The following is a 24932-nucleotide window of genomic DNA, read 5'->3' on the forward strand; positions in this document are numbered from 1 at the left end:
ATGCTCACCCCCACCGGGACCGCCGCCACCCCCGGCGTCGACGCACTCGAGGTCGTCCGGGCCGCCCGTCGTACGCCGCAGCGCCGGCATGCGTTCGTCATCGGCGGCCTGTCCGTGGCGCTCTTCGGTGCCTTCGCCGCCCGCGTGCTGCTCGGCGACTACACGATCACGGTGCCGGACTTCTTCCGGATCCTGACCGGCACCGACATCCCGGGCGCGACGTACATCCTGATGGAGAGCAAGCTGCCCCGCGCGGTGCTGGCGCTGCTCGCGGGCGTCGCGTTCGGCGTGGCCGGAGCGCTGTTCCAGACCACCCTGCGCAACCCGTTGGCCAGCCCCGACATCATCGGCGTGAGCCTCGGGGCCAGCGCCACGGCGGTCGTCGCGATCGCGCTGTGGGGATGGCAGGGGCTGCCGGTCTCGGGCGTCGCCGTCCTCGGCGCGATCTCGGTCGCCCTGGTCGTGCGGCTCGTCGCCGGGCCGCACGGCGGGCACCGGCTGATCCTGGTGGGGATCGGGCTCGCCGCGGCGATGCAGTCGGTCATCCAGTACGTCTTCACGCGGGTCGACGAGTACGACGCGCAGCTGGTCCTGCGGTGGCTCACCGGCAGCGTCAACGGTGTCGCCTGGCCGACGATCCGGCTGCTGGCCCTCGCGCTGGCGGTGCTGCTGCCCGTGACCTGGTGGCTGTGCCGGTCGTTGCGCGCGACCGAGCTGGGTGACGACACCGCCGCGGGCCTCGGTGTCTCGCGCGCCCGCAGCGAGCTCCTGCTCCTGCTGGGCGTGGTGCTCGTCGCGGTCGGCGTCGCGGCGGCGGGGCCGATCGCCTTCGTGTCCTTCCTCGCCGGCCCGATCGCCCGGGCCCTCAATGGCGGGCGGACCACGATCCTCGGGTCCGCGCTCGCCGGCGCGCTCATCGTCGTCGCGGCCGACTACGTCGCCGACTACCTGATCCCCGACACCAACCTGCCGGTCGGCGTCGTCACCGGCGCCGTCGGTGCACCGTTCCTGCTCTGGCTGCTCGTGCGCGGCCGCACCGGAAGGAGGGCGGCATGACCGCCACCCCCACCCACGCCGGCACCGGGACCTCCCGGCTGGCGGCCGCCGGGCTGACGCTCGGCTACGCCGACACCGCGGTCGTCCACGACCTCGACCTCCGGGTGCCCGACGGCAAGGTCTCGGTCATCGTCGGGGCCAACGCCTGCGGCAAGTCGACCCTGCTGCGCGGGCTCGCGCGGTTGCTGAGGCCGCAGTCGGGTGCCGTGCTGCTCGACGGCGAGGTCATCCACCGCCAGCCCACCAAGCAGGTCGCCCGCGTCCTGGGCCTGCTGCCCCAGAACCCCGTCGCGCCCGAGGGTGTCACCGTCGTCGACCTCGTCGGTCGCGGCCGGCACCCGCACCACGGCACCTTCCGGCGCTGGACGACCGCGGACGACGAGGCGGTCGCCGAGGCGCTCACGCTCACCGACACCCTCGGCCTGGCCGACCGCGTCGTCGACGAGCTCTCGGGGGGCCAGCGCCAGCGCGTCTGGATCGCGATGGCGCTGGCGCAGGGCACCGACCTGCTCCTCCTCGACGAGCCCACGACCTACCTCGACGTCGCCCACCAGGTGGAGATGCTCGACCTGCTCGCCGAGCTCAACGCCCGTCGCGGCACCACCATCGTGATGGTGCTGCACGACCTCAACCTCTCGGCCCGGTACGCCGACCACCTCGTCGCCCTGCGCGGCGGCCGGGTCGTCGCCGAGGGGAGCCCCCGCGAGGTCGTCACCGAGGAGGTCGTCCGGGAGGTCTTCGGCCTCGACAACCGGGTGATCGACGACCCCGTCTCGCACACCCCGCTCGTGGTCCCCGTGGGCCGCCACCTCAGCGTCACCAACCAGGAGAACCGATGACTGTGACATCCGACCGACTGCCCATGCTGTTCTGCGAGGTCGAGGTCGTCTCCGTCGAGCGCCTCAGCCCGTCGTTCGTCCGCGTCGAGCTGGGCGGTCCCGAGCTCGCGGACTTCGGCGTGGACGGGCCGCGCTACGACCAGCGGATCAAGCTGGTGTTCCCCGACCCGCTGACCGGCGGCCTCACGACGGTCGCCGGGGCCGACGACTCGTGGTTCTCCACGTGGTTCGACCGGCCGGTCGCCGAGCGCGGCCACATGCGCACCTACACCGTCCGCGACGTCCGCGGCACCGGTGTCGAGACCAGGATCGTGGTCGACATCGTGCTGCACCTCGACGGCGACGCCGTGGGTCCGGGGTCGCTCTGGGCCGCGCAGGCCGCCCCGGGTGACCGGCTGGTGATGATGGCGCCGCGTCGCGGCTTCCCCTACGGGGGCATCGAGTTCACCCCCGGTCCGGGTGCCGAGGTGCTGATGGCGGCCGACGAGACGGCGGTGCCGGCGGTGTGCGCGGTGCTCGAGCAGCTGCCGTCCTCGGCGGTGGGCGCCGTCTTCATGGAGGTCCCGGAGACCGGGGACGTCGTCGACGTACGCCGTCCCGACGGCGTCTCGGTGACCTGGCTGCCCCGCAACGGCGCGCCCCTGGGGGAGCGTCTGCACGCCGCTGTCGTGGCCCACCTCGGGACGCCCGGCGCGGTCGTCGAGGTGTCCCCGGACGAGGTGGACCCCGACCTGTGGGAGACCCCGTCGTACTCCTCCTCGGGCGAGGAGATCGAGGCCTCCCGGACGGTCGGTCACGAGCTGGACGGCGTCTACGCGTGGATCGCGGGGGAGTCCAAGGTCGTGACCGGGCTGCGCCGGCACCTGGTGCGGGAGCTGGGGATGGACCGCAGCCAGGTGGCGTTCATGGGCTACTGGCGCCGGGGCGTCGCCATGAAGTCCTGACTCGTGCTGTCGTGCCTCAGGGCTTGCGGGTCCAGCGCCGGGCGGCGGCGCGCTGCCGCTCGTCGCGGTGGTGCCGGGCGATCTGCTCGATCTCGGTCGTTCCGTACATGGCGTGCTCCTTCCTGATCGGGGTGGATGTCATCGCTGCTGGAGGGTGATGTCGCCGGTAGCCACCTGTGCGCGGACCTCGACGTGGTCCTGGCCCTCGGCCGGCTCGCCGGTGCCGCCCAGGTCGCTGTGGATGCTGCCGGTGACGGTGGTGATGTCGGTCCAGACGGGGGTGCCGGCAGGGATGCCGAGGCGGACGTCGCCGCTGGCCCCCTTGACCGTGAAGCGGCCCCGCCGCGCGACGCCGATCTGGAGGTCGCCGCTGCCGGTGGAGAAGGACACGTCGTCGGTGCTCTCGCCGACGCGGACGTCGCCCGAGCCGGTCTTGACGGCGAGGCTGCCGGCGACCGAGTCGACGGCGACGTCACCGCTGCCGGTGGAGAGGGTCAGCGCCGCGCCGACGCGGCCGACCCGGACGTCGCCGGAGCCGCTCTTGATCCGGCCCTCCCCCCGCAGCTCGGCGAAGCTCAGGTCGCCGCTGCCGGCCTGCACCTCCAGGGGTCCGCTCACCAGCTCGACGCTGAGGTCGCCGCTGCCCGTGGTGGCCCACGTGGCGCCGTACTCGCCGAGGGCCCGGGTGTCCGCGCTGCCCGTCTTGAGCGCGAGCGCGCTGGACGTCGGCAGCACGACCGAGACGGTGTAGCGACGGCTGCCGCCGCTGAGGAAGCCGGTGGTGCGGGGCACCACCACGGCCACCTGGCCGTCGCGCTGCTCCACGACTACCTCCTCGGCGTGGTCGCCGCTCACCGTCACCGAGGTGGTGTCGGTGTCGGTGGCCGTGACGTCGATGCGGCCCTTGCCCAGCTCGACGTACAGCTCGATCGGGTCCGGGGTGTCGAAGGTGTGCTCCATGGGGTGTCTCCAGGGTGTGCTCGGCCCGCGGTCCAGCCTGGGTGCTGGATCGCTGTGGCGCCGGACGGACGGTGCGGGTGCTGGTCAGAGCCAGCCGGTCATGCGGCGGTTGCCGCGGTTGCCTCCCTTGAAGGGGTCGTGGCCGAAGAACGGGATGCTCGAGAGGTCGATGTCCACGTTGATCGCGTGGTCGGAGGTGGCGGCCCGGATGACCGACACGAGCCAGGTGTTGAGGCTCTGGCCGCTGGTCGTGGCCTTCTCCTCCGCCCTGGTCTTGATCGACTCGGGGATGCGCAGCGTGATGCGGGCGAGGTCGCCCTCCTCGACGTCTTCCGGCCGGGGCGGAGCCGGCGGCGTGGGGGCGACCGGTGCGCTCGTCGGTGCCACCTGGACCACGAAGTCGAGCTCGCGGCCGTTGAGCCGCACGTCCACGCCGCCCTGGGGCAGCTCGGTGCTGATCTCGGCCGCGGCCTGGGAGATGGCCTCCATGAGGGCCAGGCGGGCGCTGGCGTCCAGCGCGTAGCCCAGGCGCTCGGCCACCTGGCGGGCCTCGTCGCCACCGGCCTCGGCGGCGGCCAGCAGGTCGCGGCGGAGGCTGTCGACGTACGGCGTGATGTCCATACGCACCACTATGACATCACGGTGACGTCATGACAAGGGTTTCTGGTGTCAGGGTGTCGTCACGCTGGTGCGACCCCTGCTCCTCCGGCGTGTCCGGCGCGCGTGGACTCGCGGACACAACCCTCCTGGTGTCGGCGGTTCCAGGCGTACGACGCGGGCCCGGCCGGAGTTGTGTCCGCGGGTCTACGACGACAACAGCCGGGTACGACGAACGCGGCCGCCGGATGTCCGGTCGGCCGCGTCCGTGGTCGTGGTCGTGCGTGGTGGTGCGTGGCGCTCAGAGGTCGAAGAGCGAGCCCGAGCTGTGGATGTCCACGTCGGTCTTGGGGGTGTGGGTGGCCCCGCTCGACGTCGGCGCCGGGGTGTCCGGCTGGTCGTCGGACGCCGCCGCCGGGACGTCCGCAGGGACGTCCGCCGACCCGGTCGACTTTGCGGCCTGCTCGTCCTCGTCCTCGGCCTCCGGCTGGGCCTCGTCCTCCTCGGCCTCATCCTGCTGGGGCGTCGCCGCGGCGGTCGCCCCGTCTGCAGGCTCGTCCTCGGCCGCGGCGACGGTCGCCGCCTCGCTGAGCGCGGCGCCGCCGGCCAGGCCCTCGGGCGCCGGCGTCTCGACCGGGGCGTCCGTCGCCCCGGTCGCCGGAGCGGCCTGATCGTCGGACGGCGCCGGCGACTCCTCCGGGGTGGCCTCGGGCGTCGCGGCCTGCGGCTCCTCGGGGGTGGCCTCGGACGGGACGGTCGTGGATGCGGCTGCCGGGGCGGCCACCGGGGTGGGCGCCTCGATGTCGAACAGCGAACCGCCCTCGGGGATCGAGGTGGCAGGGGTGCTGGTCCGGCCGGAGCTCGCGGCCGGAGCAGCGGTCTCCTCGGCCGGGATGGCCGCAACCTCGGTCGTCCGGCTCGCAGCCTCGTCGGCCGCAGCCTCGTCGGCCGGCGTGGAGTCCTCGGTCGGGGCGGGTGCCGGGGCGGTCGCCTCGTCGGTGGTCGCCGGGGGCTCCTCCGGGGTGGCCTCGGGCGTCGCCGCCTGCGGCTCCTCGGGAGTGGTCGCCGGCTCGGCGGCAGGTGCGGCAGCCGGCGCGGCCGGCGCGGGGGCCTCGAGGTCGAAGAGCGAACCGCCCTCGGGGATCGAGGTGGCCGGGGTCGAGGTCGCTCCGGACGATGCCGGTGCCGGTGCGTCAGCCACCTTCTGGGTGGGCGTGGGGGTGGCTGCCTCACCGCCGTCGGGCGTGTCGGCCGTGTGCGTGTCGGTGGGCGGTGCGTCAGCCACCTGTGGGGCGGCCGCGGAGGTGGCTGGCTCACCGCTCGGTGCAGGCTCGGCGGCGATGTCGAAGAGCGAGCCGGTCGAGCCCAGGGCGGCGGCGGGTGCAGCCTTCGGCGTCTCCGCCTTCGCCGTGGCCGGCTGGGCCGGGGCCTCGGTTGAGGAAGAAGCCTCGGCGCTGCCCCCGGACGGGGCCGCAGGGGCGGGCTTGGCGGGGGCGGGCTCGTCGGGGGTCAGGTCGAAGAGCGAGCCGCCCGAGCCCAGGTCGGCCTGCGGCTTGGCGGCGGGCTTCTCGGCGGCCTCCGCAGGAGCGGGGGTGGCCGTGGCGGTCGCGGCGGGCTCTGCCGGCGCGGGCTTCTCGACCGGCTTCTCGGCCGGCTCGTCGCCACCGAGGTCGAAGAGCGACCCGCCCGAGCCCAGGTCGGACTGCGGCTCGGCGGCAGGCTTCTCGGCCGGCTCCGCGGGAGCGGGGGTGGCTGCGGTGGCCGCGGCGGGCTCGGCCGGCGCGGGCTTCTCGGCCGGCTCGTCGCCACCGAGGTCGAAGAGCGAGCCGGACTCCTCCTTCTTCGGGGTCCCGGACGCGCGGGTCGCGTCGGAGGGGGTGTCGGCGACGGACTTCTGGGGTGCGGTGTCCGAGGTCGAGCCCTCGACGTCGAAGAGCGACGAGCCGCCCGAGGCCTTGGCGGCGGGGCCGACGTCCGCGGTCTCGGTGACCGTGTCCTCGGTGACGGTGACGTCACCCGGCTCCGGCTCGGCCTTGGTGGCCACGTCGGTGTCGGTCGACGAGGCAGCACCCGAGGCGGCACCGGCCGTGGCGGCCCCGGCGGCCGCAGCGGCGGCGGGCGCGGACGTCGTACCGGGCCCGGCCTTGGTAGCGGGCTCGCCCTTGACCGAGGCGAGGAGCATCTGCGCGACGTCGAGGATCTCGACCTCCTCGCGGGCGTTGCCCTTGGCCTGCTCGGAGGTGAGGCCGTCGGAGAGCATCACGCGGCAGAAGGGGCACCCGACCGCGATCTGGTCGGCGCCGGTGCCGACGGCCTCCTTGGTGCGGTTGAGGTTGATCCGCTCCCCGATGTTCTCCTCCATCCACATGCGGGCGCCGCCGGCGCCGCAGCAGAAGGACTTCTCGGAGTTGCGCTCCATCTCGGTGAACTCGGCGCCCGGCAGGATCTGGAGCAGCTCGCGCGGGGGCGAGTAGACCTGGTTGTGGCGGCCGAGGTAGCAGGGGTCGTGGTAGGTGATCGAGCGCTTCGCGGCGCCCGCGCCGTCCTGGATCGGGGTCAGCTTGCCCTCGCGGACGAGGCGGTTGAGCAGCTGGGTGTGGTGCACGACCTCGAGCTCGATGCCGAAGTCCTTGTACTCGTTCTTGAGGGTGTTGAAGCAGTGCGCGCAGGTCGAGACGACCTTCTTGACCTTGTACTCCTTGAAGGTCTCGACGTTCTGCATGGCCAGGCCCTGGAAGACGAACTCGTTGCCGGCGCGACGGGCGGGGTCACCGGTGCAGGTCTCGCCGTTGCCGAGCACGCCGAAGGAGATGCCGGCCATGTCGAGCAGCTCGGCGACGGCGCGGGTGGTCTTCTTCGCGCGGTCCTCGTAGGCACCCGCGCAGCCGACCCAGAACAGCCAGTCGACGGACTCGAGCGACTCGAGGTCCTCACCGACGACGGGGACGTCGAAGTCGAGGCCCTTGGCCCAGTCCATCCGCGCCGTGGACGACATGTTCCACGGGTTGCCCTTGTTCTCCAGGCCCTTGAAGAGCTGGTTGAGCTCGGCGGGGAAGTTGGCCTCGACCAGCACCTGGTAGCGGCGCATGTCCATGATGTGGTCGACGTGCTCGATGTCGACGGGGCACTGCTGGACGCAGGCACCGCACGAGGTGCAGTTCCACAGCACGTCGGAGTCGATGACGGCGGTGCCGTCCTCGGGCATGTAGAACCACTCGTCACCGGTGTCGCCGACGAGCGGACGGGCGGCCTCGCGGGCCAGCACCTCGTCCTTCTCGAGCAGCGCGGTGGCAGCCTCGCTGCCCTCGCCGCCGGCCTGGACGTACGGCGCCTTGGCGTAGGCGTGGTCGCGCATCGCGGTGATGAGGAGCTTGGGCGAGAGCGGCTTCTCGGTGTTCCACGCGGGGCACTGCGACTGGCAGCGGCCGCACTCGGTGCAGGTGGTGAAGTCGAGCATGTTCTTCCACGAGAAGTCCTCGACATTGCCGACACCCAGCGTGGAGTCCTCGTCGAGCTCCTCGATGTCGTCGAGGGTGACCGGCACGCCCGCGGAGGTGAGCGGCTTCATCGCACCCAGCGCGGTGGACCCGTCGGACTCGCGCTTGTAGAAGATGTTGAACCACGCGGTGAAGCGGTGCCAGGCCACGCCCATGGTGATGTTGCGGGCGATGACGATCAGCCAGGTCATCGAGACGAGGATCTTGACCATCGCGAGGAAGTAGACGAGGTTCTCGAGCGTCCCGAGCGACAGCCCGGACCACAGCTCGCCGAGCCACGCCGTCGTGGGGAAGTGGAGGAGTCCGTTGTGCTCGGCGGCCTCCGGGTGGTCCGCGACGTACGACGCGTTGTTGAGCAGGGCGTACTCGATCGTGCGAAGCAGGATGCCCAGCAGCACCACGCTCAGGATCACGGCCTCGACGAAGTAGGCCTGCCAGAAGTTCGACCCGAAGAAGCGGGAGCGACGGCCCAGCGTGCGGGGGTGGTTCTTCTGCCGAACCGCGATCAGGTAGACGATGCCGATCAGGGTCAGCCAGGACAGCAGCTCCACCGGCCACTCGTAGACGATCCAGGTCCCGATCACCGGGAAGGCCTGGTGGGCGTCGAAGATCAGCAGGTAGGCGCCGAAGACGAGCGAGGACAGGAAGATGAAGCCCGCGAAGACGAACCAGTGCATGATGCCGATCCACGTCCACTGGAGCATCCGGGTGTGACCCAGCGTCTCCTTGAACATCGTCGCCAGCCGTCGTCCCGCCTGGTCGCTGCGCGTGGTGTCAGGCCCACCGGTCCGGATCACCGCCAGCATCGAGCGGATGGCCTGGACGGCGAGTCCGACCGCGACGGCCGTGATGGCCAGCGAGACGACGATCGCGATGATCTGCATGAGGGGTTGCTCCTCGGTTTCGGCGGGTCCGACGTGCCGTCGTGCGGACGTCTGGCGAGCGTAGTGCCGCGGCGTGCCCGGAGCGCGCCGCGTCTCGCGTACCCGGAGGATCCTACCTGTCGGTAACTTCACCCGTGGAGGTGAGACGGGTCACTCACCGCTGGGCCCCGGGTCGTCCCTCCGGGCTCGACCGCCAGGCGCGGCGCCATGGCTTTCCCAGCTTTGTTACCAACTGGTGGATCTGTGGTGGGAGAGCCGTTGAGGGCACCTTGCGAGTGTTGACCCATCGAGATCGCAGGCTTCGGCCAGGCGAGGCGCTCGAGCAGCACCACGGATCCGGGGGGGTCCGCGGCACGGGAACATGGGCCCGTTCCGCAGTCACGGTGTCACCTCGATCGCAGACAAGAGACAACGCCGGGTGGTCATCGACCACCCGGCGTTAGTCGTCTCGGGGGATGACCGCTGAGGGTCTGTCGACCGCCCAGGCGCTCCGCCCTCAGCCGCCCAGGCCCTCTGTCCGTCAGCCGCCGAGGCGGCGTGTCAGCGACTGCGCCGTCGCGCGGACGGCGCTCGCCAGGCGCTCGCGGTCGACGTCCTCGTCGACGGGGAACGTCACCGCCACCCCGGCCACCGGGTGCTGGTTGTGGTCGAGCACGGGCGCGGCGACGCTGGCCAGCCCGGGGCTGACCTCGCCGTCCTCGACGGCGTGACCCCGCTGCCGTGCCTCGGACAGCACGGTGCGCAGGGCGCTGGGCGAGGTCGGTCCGGTGCCCACCCGGTCCACGAAGCTGGCCCGGTCGGGATAGAGCGCGCGGACCTGGCTGGCCGGGAGCGACATCAGGATCGCCCGGCCGCTGGCGGTGAGGTGGGCGGGCAGGCGGACCCCGACGTCGGTGACGAGCGGCGGCCGGCCGGGCGCCCGCTCCTCCAGCACGTAGAGGACGTCACGACCGTGCAGCACCGCGAGGTGTCCGCCGTGACCGGTGCGGTCGACCAGGGCGGCGAGCGGCCTGCGGGCGATCCGGCCGAGCGGTTCCTGCCGGGCGTAGCCGGTGCCGACCTCGAACGCCGCGACACCGAGGCCGTAGCGGCGGTCGTCGGCGAGGTGCACCACGAAGCCCTCGTCGATCATCGTGTTGACGAGGTGGTACGCCGTGCTGCGCGGCAGGTCGCACGCGCGCATGATCCGGTCGAGGGGCACCGGATCGGGCTGGCTGGCCAGGAAGCGCAGCACCCGCAGCGTGCGCGACGCCGCCGGGACCTGGCTCATGGCGCCACATCCTGCCCGATCCGGACGCGTCGCTCAGGCTCGGTGCGACCCTCCGGTGGTGCCACCGGCCGTCCCGTCGCGCTGGTCGGGGTCGGTCCAGTCGGGCTCGGGCGCGGCGTCGGGGTCGATGCGCCGGCCGGGCGTGGTGGGGGTCTCCGACGTGGACGAGTCCGTCGAGCTGGTCTCGGAGTCGCGGCTGTCGAAGATCGTCTCGGGGTCGCTCGTCGTGGCGTGCTCGTCGCGGGCGCGCTCCTCCGTGGCGTCAGTCATCGTGGGGTGCTCGTCGTGGGCGGGCTCCCCGGCGACGTGCTGCTCCGTGGGGTGCTGCTCGGTGGGGTGCTCGTCCACCGCACCGGACGGGGCGGAGGTCCGGTCCACGTGCGCGTCGGTGTGGGTGGAGCTGTCCGCGGCGTGCGTGCCCATCGACGCGCCCGAGGGGTGCGGGTCCGCGGCCTCGGGCTCGGTGCGCTCGGCGGCGTGGGAGCCGGGCGTGTAGTCCTTGGCCTTGTGGTCGACGTCGGGGTCGAGCCGGTCGGCGGCGCGGATGCGGTCCTCGTGGAGCGCCTCCTCCTGCGCGACCGCGCCGCGGGCCTCGCGGGCCCGCTCCTCGGCACGCTCGGCCTCGAGCCGGACCTGCTCGGCGCGGGCCTCCTCCGCCTCGGCCCGGGCCTGCGCCTCGGGGATGACCGCCGCCTTGGCCTCGGCCTGCTCGCGGATCTCGGCCGCACGCGCCCGGTTGTCCTGCTGGCTCCGCTTGCGCATCGACGAGACGATGAACCCGATGATGGCCAGCGCCGCCACGGCGATGACGACGATCCAGATGATCTGCTGGGTGGTCACGGTTGCTCCTTCGTCCCGTACGACGACCTCGGGCGGCGCCGTACCTCCCGTCACCCTAGGCGCGTGTCTCGCCCACGAGATACCTCCTCCGGGATGGAGTCTCGGATGCGAGATCCCGTGCCCGGAGGAGGTGATCGGTCCGTCAGCGCAACGCCCTGATGACCCTGCGGGCGGTGGTGTGCCCCAGGCGGTAGCCGTCCCGCATGGCGTCGCGGAAGTGCAGACCGCTCCAGATCCGCGCGTGCAGGGCATCGTGCTCCAGCGCGGTCAACGTGGCGTACTTCCGCTCCACCACGACACCGGTGGTGGCGTCCGGAACCGCCCGCAGGACCAGGGGCACGTCGTCGCCGAGCGTCCGGCGGACGACCTCGGCGAAGGGGGAGGTGCCCGCGGCGTGCCCGGACGTGTAGTCGGAGTACGTCGGGTTGGGCACGAGCGGGGCCCAGCCCTGCTCCGGCGTGGTCGCGGGGTTGTCGTCGCCCGCGGCGCCGGCAATGGCCTGGAAGGGGCGCCAGAAGCCGACGTCGAACTTGAGCCGCCATGCGGCGATGAAGGTCGTGGCGACCGCCACGTCGATGCGGGCGAACATGCGGGTGGTCGCCCGCAGGCCCATCGGTGCATGGTCGAGGTAGCGACAGAGCGCGTCGCGGTAGGTCACGACGGCGTTGGGCACGAAGAAGAGGGCGATGGCCGTCTGCCGCGCCGTGCGCTCGGTGGAGGTGGTGGAGCCGAGCCGACGCACCTCGTCGTAGTCCTTGGCGTAGCCGGGGCTGGTCAGGGCGTCGGGACCGTTGAGGGCCACCGGCTCGACGTCGATGAGTGGGTCGACGAAGCCGAGCCACGCGGCCGACATCCCGCCAGGCCCGCTGGCGGGCCAGACGCCAGGAGCCGCTGTCTTGGTGTACGCGATCGACGGATCCCCCCGCCCGTCGTCGACGCGCGAGGCGATGACCGCGTCGGCTGCCGCGGCCCCGATGGCGGTCCCGATCGCGGCGCGCGCCGCGGCCCACGGGGCCGTGGGGAGTGTCGCCATCGTCATGGCCAGGTCGGCATCCAGGGCGACGTCCGACGCCGGGAAGTACTGCTCCAGGACGTCGTGGGCCGCGGTCGCCACGGCCGCCGCCGCCACGACCCGACCCCGGTGCCGGGCTCCGAGCGCGGCGTCGTGCACGGCCTGGGAGGTGAAGGCGAGGTAGAGCCCTCCGACGGGTGGGGCCAGCGCTCCCTCGGTGTAGATCGTGCGGATGGCGATGCGCTGCCAGGCGACGGCCGTCGCTGCGGGCCACACGTGTCCGGACGTGGTCGTCCGTGCGGCGGACGCTCGGCCGTCGGGGGCGGCGGTGTGCGCGGTGGTGCCGGAGACGAGCAGCGGCACGACGAGGAGGCTGGTCCCGAGCGCGGGCAGGACGCGACGGAGTGACGTCATGAGGGTGCCTTTCGACAGGGGTGGTCCCTCGAGTGTTCTGCCGGCGCGGAGCGGGGGACATTCGCCTTCAGGCGAATTTCGGGATCCTCGGGTCGGGCTCGTGGCGACCGGACGGACCGCCCTCCAGGGCCACGACCGCGGCCATCCGGTTGTGCACACCGAGCTTGCGGTAGGCGTTCTCGAGGTGCTTGCGGACCGTGCAGACGGACACGAAGAGGCGGGCCGCGATCTCCGCGTTGGACATGCCGTCGGCCACCAGCAACAGGACGCGCTGTTCCTGCACGGTCAGGGTGCCCGGGAGCAGGGGGGTGGCGCGTGCGCCCATGAGACGCTGGAGGAGCGGGGTGATGAGCTCGAGTCGCGCGACGTCGTCGTCCGTGAACTCCTGGTGCGTCCGGTCGAACCAGAGCTGGCCGACCGCGTCGACCCCCAGGGGGAATCCGACGGCGAGGCCGTCCGCAACGCCCTCCAGTGCGCCGCAGGCGTCGGCCTCGTCGCGGTGCCGTCCCCTGTGCACGACCCCCAGGGGAACCGCTCCGGACACCTCGTCGTCGAGGAGCATGGCCGTCCAGGAGGGCGGCAGGACGACCTCCTCCGCGCAGGTCCCGTCATCGGCGACCACAGCGATCCCCATGGCGTCGCACGGCACCAGTGCCCCGATGAGCCGCAGGGTCTCGGGCGGGGGGAGCATCGGCTCGCGGACGGCGTCGATCGTCATCAGCGACCGCAGTGCCGCCTGCTGGACCTCGGTCAGGGTGAGTGTGGGCACGGCGCAGCCCTCCTCCCGTTCCCTCCTTCGAGGGTACGAGTCCGGGACGTCGTCGGGGAATGGCTCGCACGGGGCAGTCCGTGGTGATCGGACGGGGCAGTGGGTCCGGATGGTCTGGCAGCCTCGTCTCGGATCCGAGACGAGGCTGTCCGTCGAGGCCTGTCGCCCGGAGCCGCCGCGGGATTGGATGAGGTCATGAGCCACACCCCCTCCCCGCCGGCCGTGACCGTCGGCATCGGACCCGTCTCCTTCACCGACGTCCTCGCGGTGGCCCGCGACGGCGCGGCCGTCCGGATCGGTGACGACGCGCTGGCGGCAATCGACGGGGCCCGTGCGGTCGTCGACGAGCTGGCCGCGGCGCCCACGCCGGCGTACGGCATCTCGACCGGGTTCGGCGCCCTCGCCACCCGGCACATCCCGACCGAGATGCGCGCCCAGCTGCAGCGCTCGCTGGTGCGCTCGCACGCGGCCGGGTCCGGGCCCGAGGTCGAGCGCGAGGTGGTCCGGGCGCTGATGCTGCTGCGCCTGTCGACGCTCGCGACCGGGCACACCGGCGTACGCCGCGAGACCGCCGGCCTCATGGCCGACATGCTCTCGGCGGGCATCACACCCGTGGTGCGCGAGTACGGCTCGCTGGGCTGCTCGGGTGACCTCGCCCCGCTGTCGCACTGCGCCCTCGCGCTGATGGGGGAGGGCGAGGTGCGCGACGCGTCGGGCACCCTCCTGCCCGCCGCCGAGGCGCTCGCCGCGGCCGGGCTGACCCCGGTCGAGCTGGCCGCCAAGGAGGGGCTGGCGCTGATCAACGGCACCGACGGCATGCTCGGCATGCTCGTGATGGCCATCAGCGACCTGCGGATGCTGCTGCGCACCGCCGACGTCGCCGCCGCGATGAGCGTGGAGGGCCAGCTCGGCACCGACCGGGTCTTCGCCCCCGAGCTCCAGGCGATTCGCCCGCACCCCGGCCAGGCGCTCTCGGCCGCCAACCTCACCGCGCTGATGGCCGACTCGGCGATCGTCGCCTCGCACCGGACCGGCGACTGCAACCGCGTCCAGGACGCCTACTCCCTGCGCTGCTCGCCCCAGGTGCACGGCGCGGCCCGCGACACCGTCGAGCACGCCGCGACCGTCGCCGGTCGCGAGCTCGCCTCCGCGGTCGACAACCCGGTCGTGCTCGCGGAGGAGGGACGTGTCGAGTCCAACGGCAACTTCCACGGCGCCCCGGTCGCCTACGTGCTCGACTTCCTCGCGATCGTGACGGCCGACGTCGCCTCGATCAGCGAGCGGCGTACGGACCGGTTCCTCGACAAGGCGCGCAGCCACGGCCTCAACCCGTTCCTGGCGAGCGACCCCGGTGTGGACAGCGGTCACATGATCGCGCAGTACACCCAGGCCGCGATCGTCTCCGAGCTCAAGCGCCTCGCCGTCCCGGCGAGCGTCGACTCGATCCCGTCCAGCGCCATGCAGGAGGACCACGTCTCCATGGGCTGGTCCGCCGCCCGCAAGCTGCGCCGGTCCGTGGACGGGCTCACCCGGGTCGTCGCCATCGAGGTCCTCACCGCCGCCCGCGCCCTCGACATGCGCCAGCTCGAGCCGTCGCCGGCCACCGGCGCCGTCGTACGCCTCCTCCGGGAGTCCGGGGTCGAGGGCCCGGGCCCCGATCGCTACCTCTCACCCGAGATCGAGACGGCCGTCTCGCTCGTCGCCAGCGGTGCGGTCCTCGAGGCCGCCCAGTCCGTGATCGGAGAACTGCAGTGAACGATCGCCTGCCCATCCACGCCGCCACCGGCACCGAGCTGTCCGCCAAGTCCTGGCAGACCGAGGCGCCGCTGCGGATGTTGATGAACAACCTCGACCCGGCCAACGCCGAGCGGCCCGAGGACCTCGTCGTCTACGGCGGCACCGGCAAGGCGGCGCGCAGCTGGGAGGCGTACGACGCCCTGGTGCGGACGCTGCGCGACCTCGAGGACGACGAGACGATGCTCGTGCAGTCCGGCAAGCCCGTCGGTGTCATGCGCACCCACGAGTGGGCGCCCCGCGTGCTCATCGCCAACTCCAACCTCGTCGGCGACTGGGCCAACTGGGAGGAGTTCCGCCGGCTCGAGGACCTCGGGCTCACGATGTACGGCCAGATGACCGCCGGCTCGTGGATCTACATCGGCACCCAGGGGATCCTGCAGGGCACGTTCGAGACCTTCGCGGCGATCGCCGACCTGCGCTTCGACGGGACCCTGGCCGGCACCATCACCCTCACCGCCGGGCTCGGCGGGATGGGTGGCGCCCAACCGCTGGCCGTGACCATGAACGACGGGGTCGCGATCTGCATCGAGTGCGACCCGGCCCGGATCGCCCGGCGCATCGAGCACCGCTACCTCGACGTGCAGGCCGACTCGCTGGAGCACGCGCTCGAGCTCGCGGTCGAGGCGCGCGACGCGCGGCGGCCGCTCTCGATCGGGGTGCTCGGCAACGCGGCCGAGATGCTGCCGGCCCTGCTCGAGCAGGACGCCCCGATCGACATCGTCACCGACCAGACCTCCGCGCACGACCCGCTGTTCTACCTGCCGGTCGGCGTGCCCTTCGAGGAGTGGCAGGCCCAGCGGGAGGCCGACCCGGCCGGCTTCACCAAGGCCGCGCAGGCCTCCATGGCCACGCACGTGCGGGCGATGGTGGAGTTCCAGGACAAGGGCGCCGAGGTCTTCGACTACGGCAACTCCATCCGCGACGAGGCGCGCAAGGGCGGCTACGACCGGGCCTTCGAGTTCCCCGGCTTCGTCCCGGCGTACATCCGGCCGCTCTTCTGCGAGGGCAAGGGCCCGTTCCGCTGGGCGGCGCTGTCGGGCGACCCGGCCGACATCGCGGCCACGGACAAGGCGATCCTCGAGCTCTTCCCCGACAACGAGCGGCTCCACAAGTGGATCACCATGGCCGGTGAGCGGGTGGCCTTCCAGGGCCTGCCCGCGCGGATCTGCTGGCTCGGCTACGGCGAGCGCCACCTCGCCGGGCTCAAGTTCAACGAGATGGTCGCCTCGGGCGAGCTCAAGGCGCCCGTCGTCATCGGCCGCGACCACCTCGACTGCGGCTCGGTCGCCTCGCCCTACCGCGAGACCGAGGCCATGCTCGACGGCTCGGACGCGATCGCCGACTGGGCGCTGCTCAACGCGCTGGTCAACACCGCGTCGGGCGCGACCTGGGTCTCGATCCACCACGGCGGCGGCGTCGGCATGGGCCGCTCGATCCACGCCGGCCAGGTGTGCGTCGCGGACGGGACGGCGCTCGCGGCCGAGAAGATCGAGCGGGTGCTCACCAACGACCCCGGCATGGGAGTCATCCGGCACGTGGACGCGGGCTACGACCGCGCCGGCGAGGTGGCCCGCGAGCGCGGCGTACGGATCCCGATGCAGGAGGGCTGACAGGAAAACCCTGACAGGTGGGGTCCGTCTGGGTCAGGATGCCGCCATGGCCACTTCGGGGGAGAAGAAGCCGGCACGCTCACGCGTCCCGTTGACCGAGATCAGCTCACGCGCATGGGAGCACCCTGCGGACCGCGGTGCGCTGGTGGCGCTGCGCAAGCTCAAGGGCTTCGACGCGCTGCTCAAGACCATGTCGGGGGTGTACCGCGAGCGCGCCTGGCGGCTGACGCTGCTCGGCTCGGCCGTGCGCGTCGACGAGCGCCAGTTCGCGCGTCTCCACCGGCTGCTGGCCGAGGTCGGTCGGAGCCTGGACGCGACCGAGCTGCCGGAGATGTACGTCGCCGCCGACCCGACGCTGACGGCCCTGACGATCGGGATGGACCGCCCGATCATCATGGTGTCGTCGGGGATGGTGCACCACCTCGACGACGACGAGCTGCGCTTCGTCATCGGTCACGAGCTGGGCCACGCCGTGAGCGGGCACGCGGTCTACCGCACGCTCCTGATGCGGCTGCTCGGCCTCACCGGCCTGCTGAGCGCGATCCCCGGCGGCGCGATCGGCATCCGGATGGTCACCGTCGGCCTGCTGGAGTGGTCCCGCAAGGCCGAGCTCTCGGCCGACCGGGCCGGCCTGCTGGCCTGCCAGGACCCCACCGCAGCGCTGCGCACCCACATGAAGCTCGCCAGCGGAGGCACGCTCGAGGAGCTCGACGTCACCTCCTTCCTCGCCCAGGGGGCGGAGTACGACGAGGGTGGCGACCTCCGCGAGTCGCTCATCAAGCTGTCGCTGCTCCAGCAGCAGGCCCGCCCGTTCGCCGTGGTCCGGGCCACCGAGCTGCGACGCTGGATCGACTCCGGTGCCTACACCGCCATCCTGGGCGGGGCCTACCCGCGCCGCCAGGACGACGGCACCGCCTCGATGAGCGCCGCGGCGCAGGAGGCGGCGACGAGCTACACCGAGAGCTTCGAGCGGACCTCCGACACCCTCGGCAAGCTCCTCCACGACCTCGCCGGGTGGATGGGGTCGGCCAGGACCTGGCTCGACGAGCGCATCCGCCGCGGGCCCGAGAGCGCCTGACCCGTCGGGTCCGCGCGGCCGGGTCAGTCGGTGACGGCCGGCTCGCCGGTGGCCGGGTCGGTGTGCAGGGTCGTGTCGCCGGCGGTGATGCCGTTGACCGTCGGCGAGATCGACCGCTCGAGGACGAGCGCGAGCACGCCCATCAGCGCGCAGCCGGCCACCAGGAGGGACACGAAGCCCCACGACCAGCCGTGGTTGAGCATGAAGCCGGCCGCGACGGGACCCAGGATCGTGCCCGTCTGGAAGGCGCCGGCGTTGACGGCGTTGTAGCGCCCGCGCAGGTGGTCGGGGGCCATGTCGTTGGTGATCGCCGGGATGGTCGGCTGGAGGAGCGTCTCGCCGAGGGCGAACACGAAGTTGAAGGCCAGCACGCCGAAGGCCGCGGCGGCGGTGCCGGGCACGAGACCGGTGAGGCCGAGCACCAGCCAGGCGGCGGCCCACAGCACGGTCATCACGACGAGGACGCGCGTGCGGCGGTGACCGCTGATGCGGCGCAGCACGAAGAACTGGAGCAGCACGATCGTCGCGGTGTTGACCGCGAAGCCGATGCCGATCACCCGCGTGGAGACCTCGCTGACGGTGCGCGCGAACGCGGGCAGCCCGGCCTCGATCTGGCCGTAGCCGACGAACGTCCCGAGGAAGGTGAGCGCGGTGAGCCACAGCACGACCGGCTGGCGCAGGATGGCGAGGTAGGAGCCCTCCGAGTCGTCGGCGTCGTGGGGGCGCTCGGCCCGGCCGTGGACGTGGCGCAGCGGGCCGAGGAGCAGCGCGATCGGCACCAGCATGCAGGCGGCGTCGGCGAGGAAGATCGCGGTGAAGGTCGCCGGGTCGCCGACGTCGGCGTAGAACCCGCCGATGATGCCGCCGACCCCGATGCCGAGGTTGACCAGCGCGAAGTTGATGCCGAAGTACTGCTGGCGGGTCTCCCCGGTGGTCACGGCGGCGACCATGGCGTTGAACGCCGGCCAGGAGACGCCGAAGTTGAACCCGAGGAACACGAAGCCGACGGCGAACTCCAGCGGGGTGGACGCGAAGGCGATCAGCGTGCAGCCCACGACCTGGGCGCTGGTGGACATCAGCAGCATCCGCCGGGCGCCGAAGCGGTCGGTGAGGGCCCCGGCCGGCCCGGTGACCGCCAGGGCCACCACGGCGATGAAGGCCATCAGCAGGCCGGCGAGGTCGAGGGAGATGCCCCGGACCTCGTGCATGTAGATGATCGTGAAGGGGAGGGTGAGCCCGCGCCCGAGGGTCTGCACCACGACCGTGGACAACAGCCAGCGGGCCTCCACCGAGAGGGAGGACCAGAAGGCGCGCATGCCCGGTCGTGTCGTCGTGCTCACGCGCAGATCTTCACCCCTCGCACCGACACTCCACGAATCCCTGCCCCGGACATGACGGTGGCCCGGTCCCCACGAGGGGAACCGGGCCACGCGGTGTCGTGATCCTGGTGTGGTGCTACCAGACCCGGCGGCTGTTGCCGCCGATCGGCACGAAGTTGAGGATCAGGCCGACGACCAAGAGGATCGCGCCGATGGTGGTCAGGATGGAGATCTTGGCCACGAGGCCGACGATCAGAAGAATCAGGCCGAGTACGACCATGGGTGCTGCCCTCCTAAGAGGTCTCACTTTGAGACCGACCAGCCACATTGCACGATATGCGGACGAAACGCCAACACCCGCACGGGTGGGACTACTCCAAAAGGGTGAGGTCGCGCCCGCGGAGCTCGGCCACCTTCGCGGGCAGGGCTCGCAGGATGTCGGCCACCACGCCGCCGAGCTCCCAGCGTGATCCGGGCTCGGTGGAGCTCACGATGTCGTCGAAGGTGATGGCCTGGAAAACCAGGTCGGCGAGGTGCGCCAGGACGAAGGCGCGGTCGATGTCGGCGTCGGGGTACGCCGCGCGCCACGGCTCGGCGTACGTCGCCTCGAGGTCGGGTCCCTGGGGTCGGGCCTCTTCGAAGTGCCGGAGGTGCGAGGCGTCGAGGAACGGGTGGCTCACGCAGCCGTCGGTCCAGTCGAAGATCCGCAGCGACCGGCCGTCCCACGCGACGTTGCCGAGGTGCAGGTCCCCGTGGCTGAGCGTGTCCGGCACGCCCGCCGACCAGAGCTCCCGCACGAGGAGCTCGACGTCGGCGGCGCACCCCCGGACGGCCGTGAGCTCGGCGTGGGTGAGGAGTGGGAGCTCGATGCTGCCGGCGAGGACCCGGTGGAACCCGGCCAGCGTCTCGTCGACTCCTCGGCGCCGGCAGCCGCCCGCGAGCAGGCCGTCGACGTGCCCGACCGCCGCCAGCTGGGCGGTGGCCCAGCGTCGTACGACCTCGAGCGCGGCGCCGTCGGCCCGGTCCGCGTCGTCCGCACCGGTCATCGGCTCCATGAGCAGCCAGCCCTCGGCCTCCTCCACGGCCACGAGCGTCGGGACCAGGTCCGGGAACAGGCCCGCCACGGTCGGGTGCACGCGCGCCTCGGCCCGGAAGTGCTCGCAGGGCGCCTTGAGCCACAGGTCGCCGGCATCGGTGACGACGCGGGCGACGGCGGAGATGCTCCACATCTTCACCGGGACGAGCGGGCCGGTGCGGCGACGACCGGAACCGGCCAGGACCGTGTCCACCCAGGCCTCGACCCGGTCGAACCACCCCGGGCGGTACCAGCCGGGCCGCGCGTCCGGGGTGTGGGCCGGGTCCAGCTCGGTGACCGCGCGGGCCACCGCCTCGGCGACCACGGGGTCGCCCACGTCGCCCGGGAGGACCAGCCGGCCGGAGGGCGCCGGCCCGCGTCGTCCGACGACGTGCACCGTGCGACCGTCGGGCAGTTTGGCCGTCGGGGCGACGGCGATGTCGGCGCCGACCAGCGCCAGGGCGGTGGCGAGGGTGCTCTCGTCCTCCGGGTCGACGAACGCCGGCAGCGCCCCGGTCGCGTCGACGAGGACCCGGCCCTCGTGGAGGAGGGCGACGTGCTCGGTCATGGCGCCGAGCGTGCCACGCGGATCAGCCCTGGAGCGACCGGATTGCGTCGTGGATCGCCAGCGTGCGCTCCGCCGACTCGACGTGGAGTGCCTCGATGAGGCGACCGTGGTGGGTGACGACGTGGGAGGTGCGGCCCTCCCAGGCCTCGAGGATCCCGCGGGCCGTCTCGACCGCCTGCTCGCTGGGGGCGAAGGCCTCGTTGGCGCCCTCGACCTGGCCGGGGTGGATCAGCGTCTTGCCGTCGAAGCCCATCTGCCGGCCCTGCGTGCACTCGGCGAGGAAGCCCTCGGTGTCCTTCACGTCGTTGTAGACGCCGTCGATGATCGCCTTGCCGGTGGCCCGCGCCGCGAGGAGGGCGAGCGAGAGCCCGGCCAGCACCGGCGCGCGACCGGGGACGTGCTCGGCGTACAGCTCCTTGACGAGGTCGTTGGTCCCCATCACGAGCACGGTGAGGCGCTCGGAGGCGGCGGCGATCTCCTCGGCATGGAGCATGGCGTAGGGCGTCTCGACCATCGCCCAGAGCTTGGTGCGCTCGGGCGCCCGGTGGGCCACCATCGCCTCCACGAGGGCGAGGACGGCGTCGGCGCTGTCGACCTTGGGTACGACGATCGCGTCCGGTCCGGCGGCACACGCGGCCGCCATGTCGTCGGCGTGCCACGCGGTGTCGGCGCCGTTGACCCGGATCGTGAGCTCGCGGCGGCCGTAGTCACCGCTCGCGGCCGCGGCGCACGCGGCCTCGCGGGCGGACTCCTTGGCGTCGGGGGCGACGGCGTCCTCGAGGTCGAGGATCAGCCCGTCGCAGGGCAGGGTCTTGGCCTTCTCCAGCGCCCGCTCGTTGGAGCTGGGCATGTAGAGGACGGAGCGGCGGGGACGGAAGTCGGTCATCGGGTCAGTCCTCGATCGTGATGGCGTCGTACTGGGCCTTGAGCTGCGGGTCGATCGCGGCCAGCTGCTCCGCGAGCTCGACCATCACCAGGCACTGCTTGAGGGAGGCGTCGTCCTCCATCTTGCCGTCGAGCATGACGGCGCCGGTGCCGTCTCCCATGGCCGCCACAACCCTGCGCGCGTGCTTGATCTCGTCGGCGCTGGGCGCGAAGACGCGGTTGGCGATCTCGATCTGCCTGGGGTGCAGGCTCCACGTCCCCACGCAGCCCAGCAGGAAGGCGTTGCGGAACTGGTCCTCGCACGCCACCACGTCGGCGATGTCGCCGAACGGGCCGTAGTAGGGGTAGATCCCGTGCATCGCGCACGCGTCGACCATGCGGGAGATCGTGTAGTGCCACAGGTCCTGCTGAAAGACGTCGCGGTGCGCCTCCGGCTGGCTCGGGTTGGCGTCCTGGCGCACGAGGTAGCCCGGGTGGCCGCCACCGACCCGCGTGGTCTTCATCCGGCGGTCGGCGGCCAGGTCGGCCGGGCCGAGCGAGAGGCCCTGCATGCGCGGGCTGGCGCCGCAGATCTCCTCGACGTTGGCCACGCCGCGGGCGGTCTCGAGGATCGCGTGCACCAGGATCGGGCGCTCGAGGCCGGCCTTGGCCTCGAGCTGCGCGAGCAGCCGGTCGACGTAGTGGATGTCCTCGGCGCCCTGGACCTTGGGCACCATGATCACGTCGAGCTTGTCGCCGATCTCGCCCACCAGGGTGGTCAGGTCGTCGAGCACCCACGGGCTGTCGAGGGCGTTGATGCGGGTCCACAGCTGGGTGGGCCCGAAGTCGACCTCCTGCGCGATCTGCACCAGACCGGCGCGGGCGGCCTCCTTGTTGTCGGCCTTGACGGCGTCCTCGAGGTTGCCGAGGAGCACGTCGACGGTGCCGACCATCTGCGGCACCTTGGCCGCCATCTTGGCGTTGGACGGGTCGAAGAAGTGGATCGCGCGGCTGGGGCGGGCCGGGATCTCGGTCACGGGCGTGGGTGCCCCGACGGCGAGCGGGCGGAAGAAGTCCTTGGCTGGGCGCATGGGGCGGAACCTATCGAAACCCGGTTACCAGCAGGTACGACGTGTGGGATACCCGACACCGGCGGGTCCTGGCCTCAGCGTCGGCGACCGAACCACCGGCGGGGCCTGGGCTCCGGCTCCTGGGCGGCGAGCGCAGCCCGCTGGGCCTCGACCCGGGCCGTACGACGCTCGCGCCAGGCCTCGACCTCGACGTCCACGTCGCGCTCGGGCGTGATCACCGGCGGACCGCCGAGCAGCTGCATGCGGGCGCGGCGCACCCGGGCGTTGAACGACTCGACCTCCTCGCGGACCTCGGACTCGGCGGTGATCCGGTCGAGGCGCGCGGCCATCTCCGCGTCCTCCTTGCGCAGCTCGAGCGCCGGCGGCAGCACGCTGATCTGCTCGCGCTCGACGAGCCGCTTGACCCACCAGTCGGGGTCGTGGTCGGTGCCGAGCCCCTCCAGCGGCTTGCCCGCACCGGGCAGGTCGTCGAAGTCGCCGCGCTCGAAGGCGATCCGCAGCTGCTGCTCGACCCACTGGCCCTGGTGCTGGATCCGGGCGGCCGCCGCGGACTGTCCCGTCCGGTCGTCGCGGGCACGCTCGTGCTGGCGCTGGTCCCCGTGCGCCTCGTGCCCGTCCCCGTGCTGGTCCTGCTCGGTCATGTCGTCACCTCCGAGGCCACCAGCGTAGGTCGCGGGCGGTCGTGCTCTCGAGGGTCTGGTCGCCGGGCCGGCTCCGGTGGCACACTCGATCGATGGGCAGGCTCCGCACCGCGCGGATCGACAAGTGGGTCCGCGGCCGCCTCGGCGACACGCTGGTCGTCGAGACGCGGGACCCGCTGCTGGTGTGGCCGGGCGCGTTCCCGCCGGTCTACGGCTTCGCCCTCACCGAGGTGGCCGCAGGCGTCCTGCGGCCGGCGAGCGGGTCGTCGTACGCCGGGGAGTGGTTCTTCGGTCCGCACCTCCCGGTCGCCCAGTGGTACGACGTGGTGGTCGACGACGTGGTCGTCGAGTGTGGTGCCTGGACGCTGGAGGACCTGCCCGACCGGGTGATGCTCACCTGGGAGCCGGGCGTGCTGGCGTGGACCGAGGAGGACGAGCCGGTGGGCCTGCACGCGCGCGACCCGCACCAGCGCGTCGAGACCCTGCGCAGCTCGCGGCACGTCGAGGTGCTGGTCGGCGACGTGGTGGTCGCGGCCAGCGACCGGCCGGTGCTGCTGCTGGAGACCCGCCTGCCGACGCGCTACTACCTGCCACGCGAGGATGTCCGCCTGGGGCTGCTGGTGCCCACCGACAACGTCTCGGCATGCCCCTACAAGGGGACGGCGGACCGCTACTGGTCCTTCCCCGGGCCGCCCGAGCTGGCCAACGTTGCGTGGTCCTACTCCTCGCCTCTGCCGGCCGTGGCCGCGATCGCGGACCGGGTCGCCTTCTACAACGAGCTCGTCGACCTGCGGGTCGACGGGGTCCTGCTGGAGCGGCCGGAGTCGCCGTTCAGCAGGGCCGAGCAGCGGCCGGGCGGGGAGTGACGGGTCCGCTCCACCTAGGGTCGTCCCGTGGCCACCGCACCCGCCGTCCTCTCCGTCAACGTCGGCGCGCCCGCCGTCCTCCGGGAGGGCCGGGCGCCCACCGGGATCGGCAAGGTCCCCGTCGACGCGATCGACGTCGCGGACCCGGGGCGCAAGCGTCGCGGGCCGTCGGGGGAGGGCTTCTCCGGGGTGGCCGGCGACTTCATCGGCAGCGGCCGCCACCACGGGGGCGCCGACCAGGCGGTCTACGCGTTCGCCCGCGAGGAGCTCGACCACTGGGAGCGCGAGCTCGGCCGCACGCTCGCGCCGGGGCTCTTCGGGGAGAACCTCACCACCGTCGGGCTCGACGTCGACGCCGCCGAGCAGGGCGACACGTGGACGGTCGGCACCGCTGTGCTTCGCGTCTCCGCGCCGCGGGTGCCCTGTGCCAACTTCGCGTTCCGGATGCAGGAGCGGGCGTGGGTGCGGCGCTTCGCCGAGCGAGGTCGCGGCGGGTGCTACCTCGCCGTCGAGCAGGCCGGCCGGATCGTCCCGGGCGACCCGGTCGTGGTCGAGTGGTCGGGCTCCGGCCTGGCCATCCCGCTGCTGCTCGCCGGATGGATGGGGGACCTCGACGCGGCTCGCGAGGCGATGGGTCACGACGGGCTCGACGGCGAGAGCCGCGCGCACTTCACCCGGTTGCTCGCCAAGCGCGCCTGAAGCCTGGGCCGGCTCCGCGCCCGGACTCCCTGCGCGCGTAGTTTGGGACGATCCGGTCGGATTTCCGGCCGCCGGCCCACCACTTCGTCCCCAACTACCTCTCGATCCTGGGGTAGTCCGTGACGATCGGACCCCGGATCGGCGGGCGGAATCTAGGCAGTCACGCAACACCGTCTTCGTGTGTGTCTTTGGACAGTAGTTGGTCCAGGACTTCGGCCGGGGTCTGGAAGCCGTGGCGTTTG

The 24932-nt window shown here is 72.6% G+C and carries 21 protein-coding genes; 8 read left to right on the plus strand and 13 right to left on the minus strand.

The features are described from left to right. The 3 genes from ASG88_RS05845 to ASG88_RS05855 are packed head-to-tail and all read left to right on the plus strand — an operon-like array spanning position 1 to position 2839. A complete protein-coding gene (locus tag ASG88_RS05845; protein ID WP_056886522.1) occupies positions 1–1056 on the plus strand; it encodes a FecCD family ABC transporter permease in 1056 nt (351 codons plus the stop codon). Further along, positions 1053–1895, plus strand: a complete 843-nt coding sequence (locus ASG88_RS05850) for an ABC transporter ATP-binding protein (protein WP_056886498.1) — start codon at positions 1053–1055, stop codon at positions 1893–1895. The genes ASG88_RS05845 and ASG88_RS05850 overlap by 4 nt, the downstream gene beginning before the upstream one ends. Then, positions 1892–2839 (plus strand): siderophore-interacting protein, encoded by a 948-nt coding sequence (locus tag ASG88_RS05855; RefSeq protein ID WP_056886499.1) that lies wholly within the window; start codon positions 1892–1894, stop codon positions 2837–2839. Before ASG88_RS05850 ends, ASG88_RS05855 begins: the two co-directional genes overlap by 4 nt. A gap of 138 nt (positions 2840–2977) precedes the next feature. Here ASG88_RS05855 and ASG88_RS05860 read toward each other — a convergent pair whose 3' ends face one another. From ASG88_RS05860 to ASG88_RS05890, 7 genes are all read right to left on the minus strand, one after another. Further along, positions 2978–3799, minus strand: coding sequence for a DUF4097 family beta strand repeat-containing protein (locus ASG88_RS05860; RefSeq protein ID WP_056886500.1), 822 nt, complete (start codon positions 3797–3799; stop codon positions 2978–2980). Between the two features lie 84 nt (positions 3800–3883). Further along, entirely contained in the window at positions 3884–4420 is a 537-nt protein-coding gene (locus tag ASG88_RS05865; RefSeq protein WP_056886501.1) for a toxin-antitoxin system HicB family antitoxin, read from the minus strand. Positions 4421–4697: 277 nt separating this feature from the next. Further along, positions 4698–8777, minus strand: a complete 4080-nt coding sequence (locus ASG88_RS22490; RefSeq protein WP_082599985.1) for a heterodisulfide reductase-related iron-sulfur binding cluster — start codon at positions 8775–8777, stop codon at positions 4698–4700. A gap of 520 nt (positions 8778–9297) precedes the next feature. After that, positions 9298–10047, minus strand: coding sequence for an IclR family transcriptional regulator (locus tag ASG88_RS05875; protein ID WP_056886502.1), 750 nt, complete (start codon positions 10045–10047; stop codon positions 9298–9300). A 33-nt stretch (positions 10048–10080) separates the two neighbouring features. Beyond that, entirely contained in the window at positions 10081–10887 is an 807-nt protein-coding gene (locus tag ASG88_RS05880; protein ID WP_056886503.1) for a hypothetical protein, read from the minus strand. A gap of 142 nt (positions 10888–11029) precedes the next feature. Next, positions 11030–12313, minus strand: coding sequence for a vanadium-dependent haloperoxidase (locus ASG88_RS05885; RefSeq protein ID WP_056886504.1), 1284 nt, complete (start codon positions 12311–12313; stop codon positions 11030–11032). Positions 12314–12380: 67 nt separating this feature from the next. Next, positions 12381–13082 carry a helix-turn-helix transcriptional regulator gene (locus tag ASG88_RS05890; RefSeq protein ID WP_056886505.1) on the minus strand — a complete coding sequence of 234 codons (702 nt, stop codon included), beginning with the start codon at positions 13080–13082 and terminating at the stop codon, positions 12381–12383. A gap of 195 nt (positions 13083–13277) precedes the next feature. Between ASG88_RS05890 and hutH the strand changes: the two genes are divergently transcribed. From hutH to ASG88_RS05905, 3 genes are read left to right on the plus strand one after another with little or no spacing between them, the layout of a single operon-like run. Then, complete coding sequence (gene hutH, locus ASG88_RS05895) at positions 13278–14837, plus strand: histidine ammonia-lyase (RefSeq protein ID WP_056886506.1); 1560 nt, start codon at positions 13278–13280, stop codon at positions 14835–14837. Continuing rightward, complete coding sequence (hutU, locus tag ASG88_RS05900; RefSeq protein WP_056886507.1) at positions 14834–16489, plus strand: urocanate hydratase; 1656 nt, start codon at positions 14834–14836, stop codon at positions 16487–16489. Before hutH ends, hutU begins: the two co-directional genes overlap by 4 nt. 46 nt (positions 16490–16535) lie before the next feature. Next, positions 16536–17567 (plus strand): M48 family metallopeptidase, encoded by a 1032-nt coding sequence (locus ASG88_RS05905; RefSeq protein ID WP_056886508.1) that lies wholly within the window; start codon positions 16536–16538, stop codon positions 17565–17567. 23 nt (positions 17568–17590) lie between these two features. Here ASG88_RS05905 and ASG88_RS05910 read toward each other — a convergent pair whose 3' ends face one another. The 6 genes from ASG88_RS05910 to ASG88_RS05930 form a co-directional block, all read right to left on the minus strand. Next, a complete protein-coding gene (locus ASG88_RS05910; protein WP_200956367.1) occupies positions 17591–18907 on the minus strand; it encodes an MFS transporter in 1317 nt (438 codons plus the stop codon). Positions 18908–19022: 115 nt separating this feature from the next. Beyond that, positions 19023–19166, minus strand: coding sequence for a hypothetical protein (locus ASG88_RS23455; RefSeq protein ID WP_199907670.1), 144 nt, complete (start codon positions 19164–19166; stop codon positions 19023–19025). Positions 19167–19257: 91 nt separating this feature from the next. Then, positions 19258–20529 (minus strand): phosphotransferase family protein, encoded by a 1272-nt coding sequence (locus ASG88_RS05915; RefSeq protein WP_056886510.1) that lies wholly within the window; start codon positions 20527–20529, stop codon positions 19258–19260. Between the two features lie 22 nt (positions 20530–20551). Continuing rightward, a complete protein-coding gene (locus ASG88_RS05920; protein WP_056886511.1) occupies positions 20552–21415 on the minus strand; it encodes an HpcH/HpaI aldolase/citrate lyase family protein in 864 nt (287 codons plus the stop codon). A gap of 4 nt (positions 21416–21419) precedes the next feature. Continuing rightward, positions 21420–22484 (minus strand): HpcH/HpaI aldolase/citrate lyase family protein, encoded by a 1065-nt coding sequence (locus tag ASG88_RS05925; RefSeq protein WP_056886512.1) that lies wholly within the window; start codon positions 22482–22484, stop codon positions 21420–21422. A 74-nt stretch (positions 22485–22558) separates the two neighbouring features. Beyond that, complete coding sequence (locus ASG88_RS05930) at positions 22559–23125, minus strand: DUF1992 domain-containing protein (protein ID WP_056886513.1); 567 nt, start codon at positions 23123–23125, stop codon at positions 22559–22561. A 92-nt stretch (positions 23126–23217) separates the two neighbouring features. Here ASG88_RS05930 and ASG88_RS05935 point away from each other — a divergent pair, with 92 nt between their 5' ends. Then, positions 23218–23991 carry a DUF427 domain-containing protein gene (locus ASG88_RS05935; protein WP_056886514.1) on the plus strand — a complete coding sequence of 258 codons (774 nt, stop codon included), beginning with the start codon at positions 23218–23220 and terminating at the stop codon, positions 23989–23991. Positions 23992–24018: 27 nt separating this feature from the next. Then, a complete protein-coding gene (locus ASG88_RS05940; protein WP_056886515.1) occupies positions 24019–24690 on the plus strand; it encodes an MOSC domain-containing protein in 672 nt (223 codons plus the stop codon). The last annotated feature ends 242 nt before the right edge of the window (positions 24691–24932 follow it).

It is taken from the genome of Nocardioides sp. Soil777 (assembly GCF_001428425.1).
GTDB lineage: Bacteria > Actinomycetota > Actinomycetes > Propionibacteriales > Nocardioidaceae > Nocardioides > Nocardioides terrigena.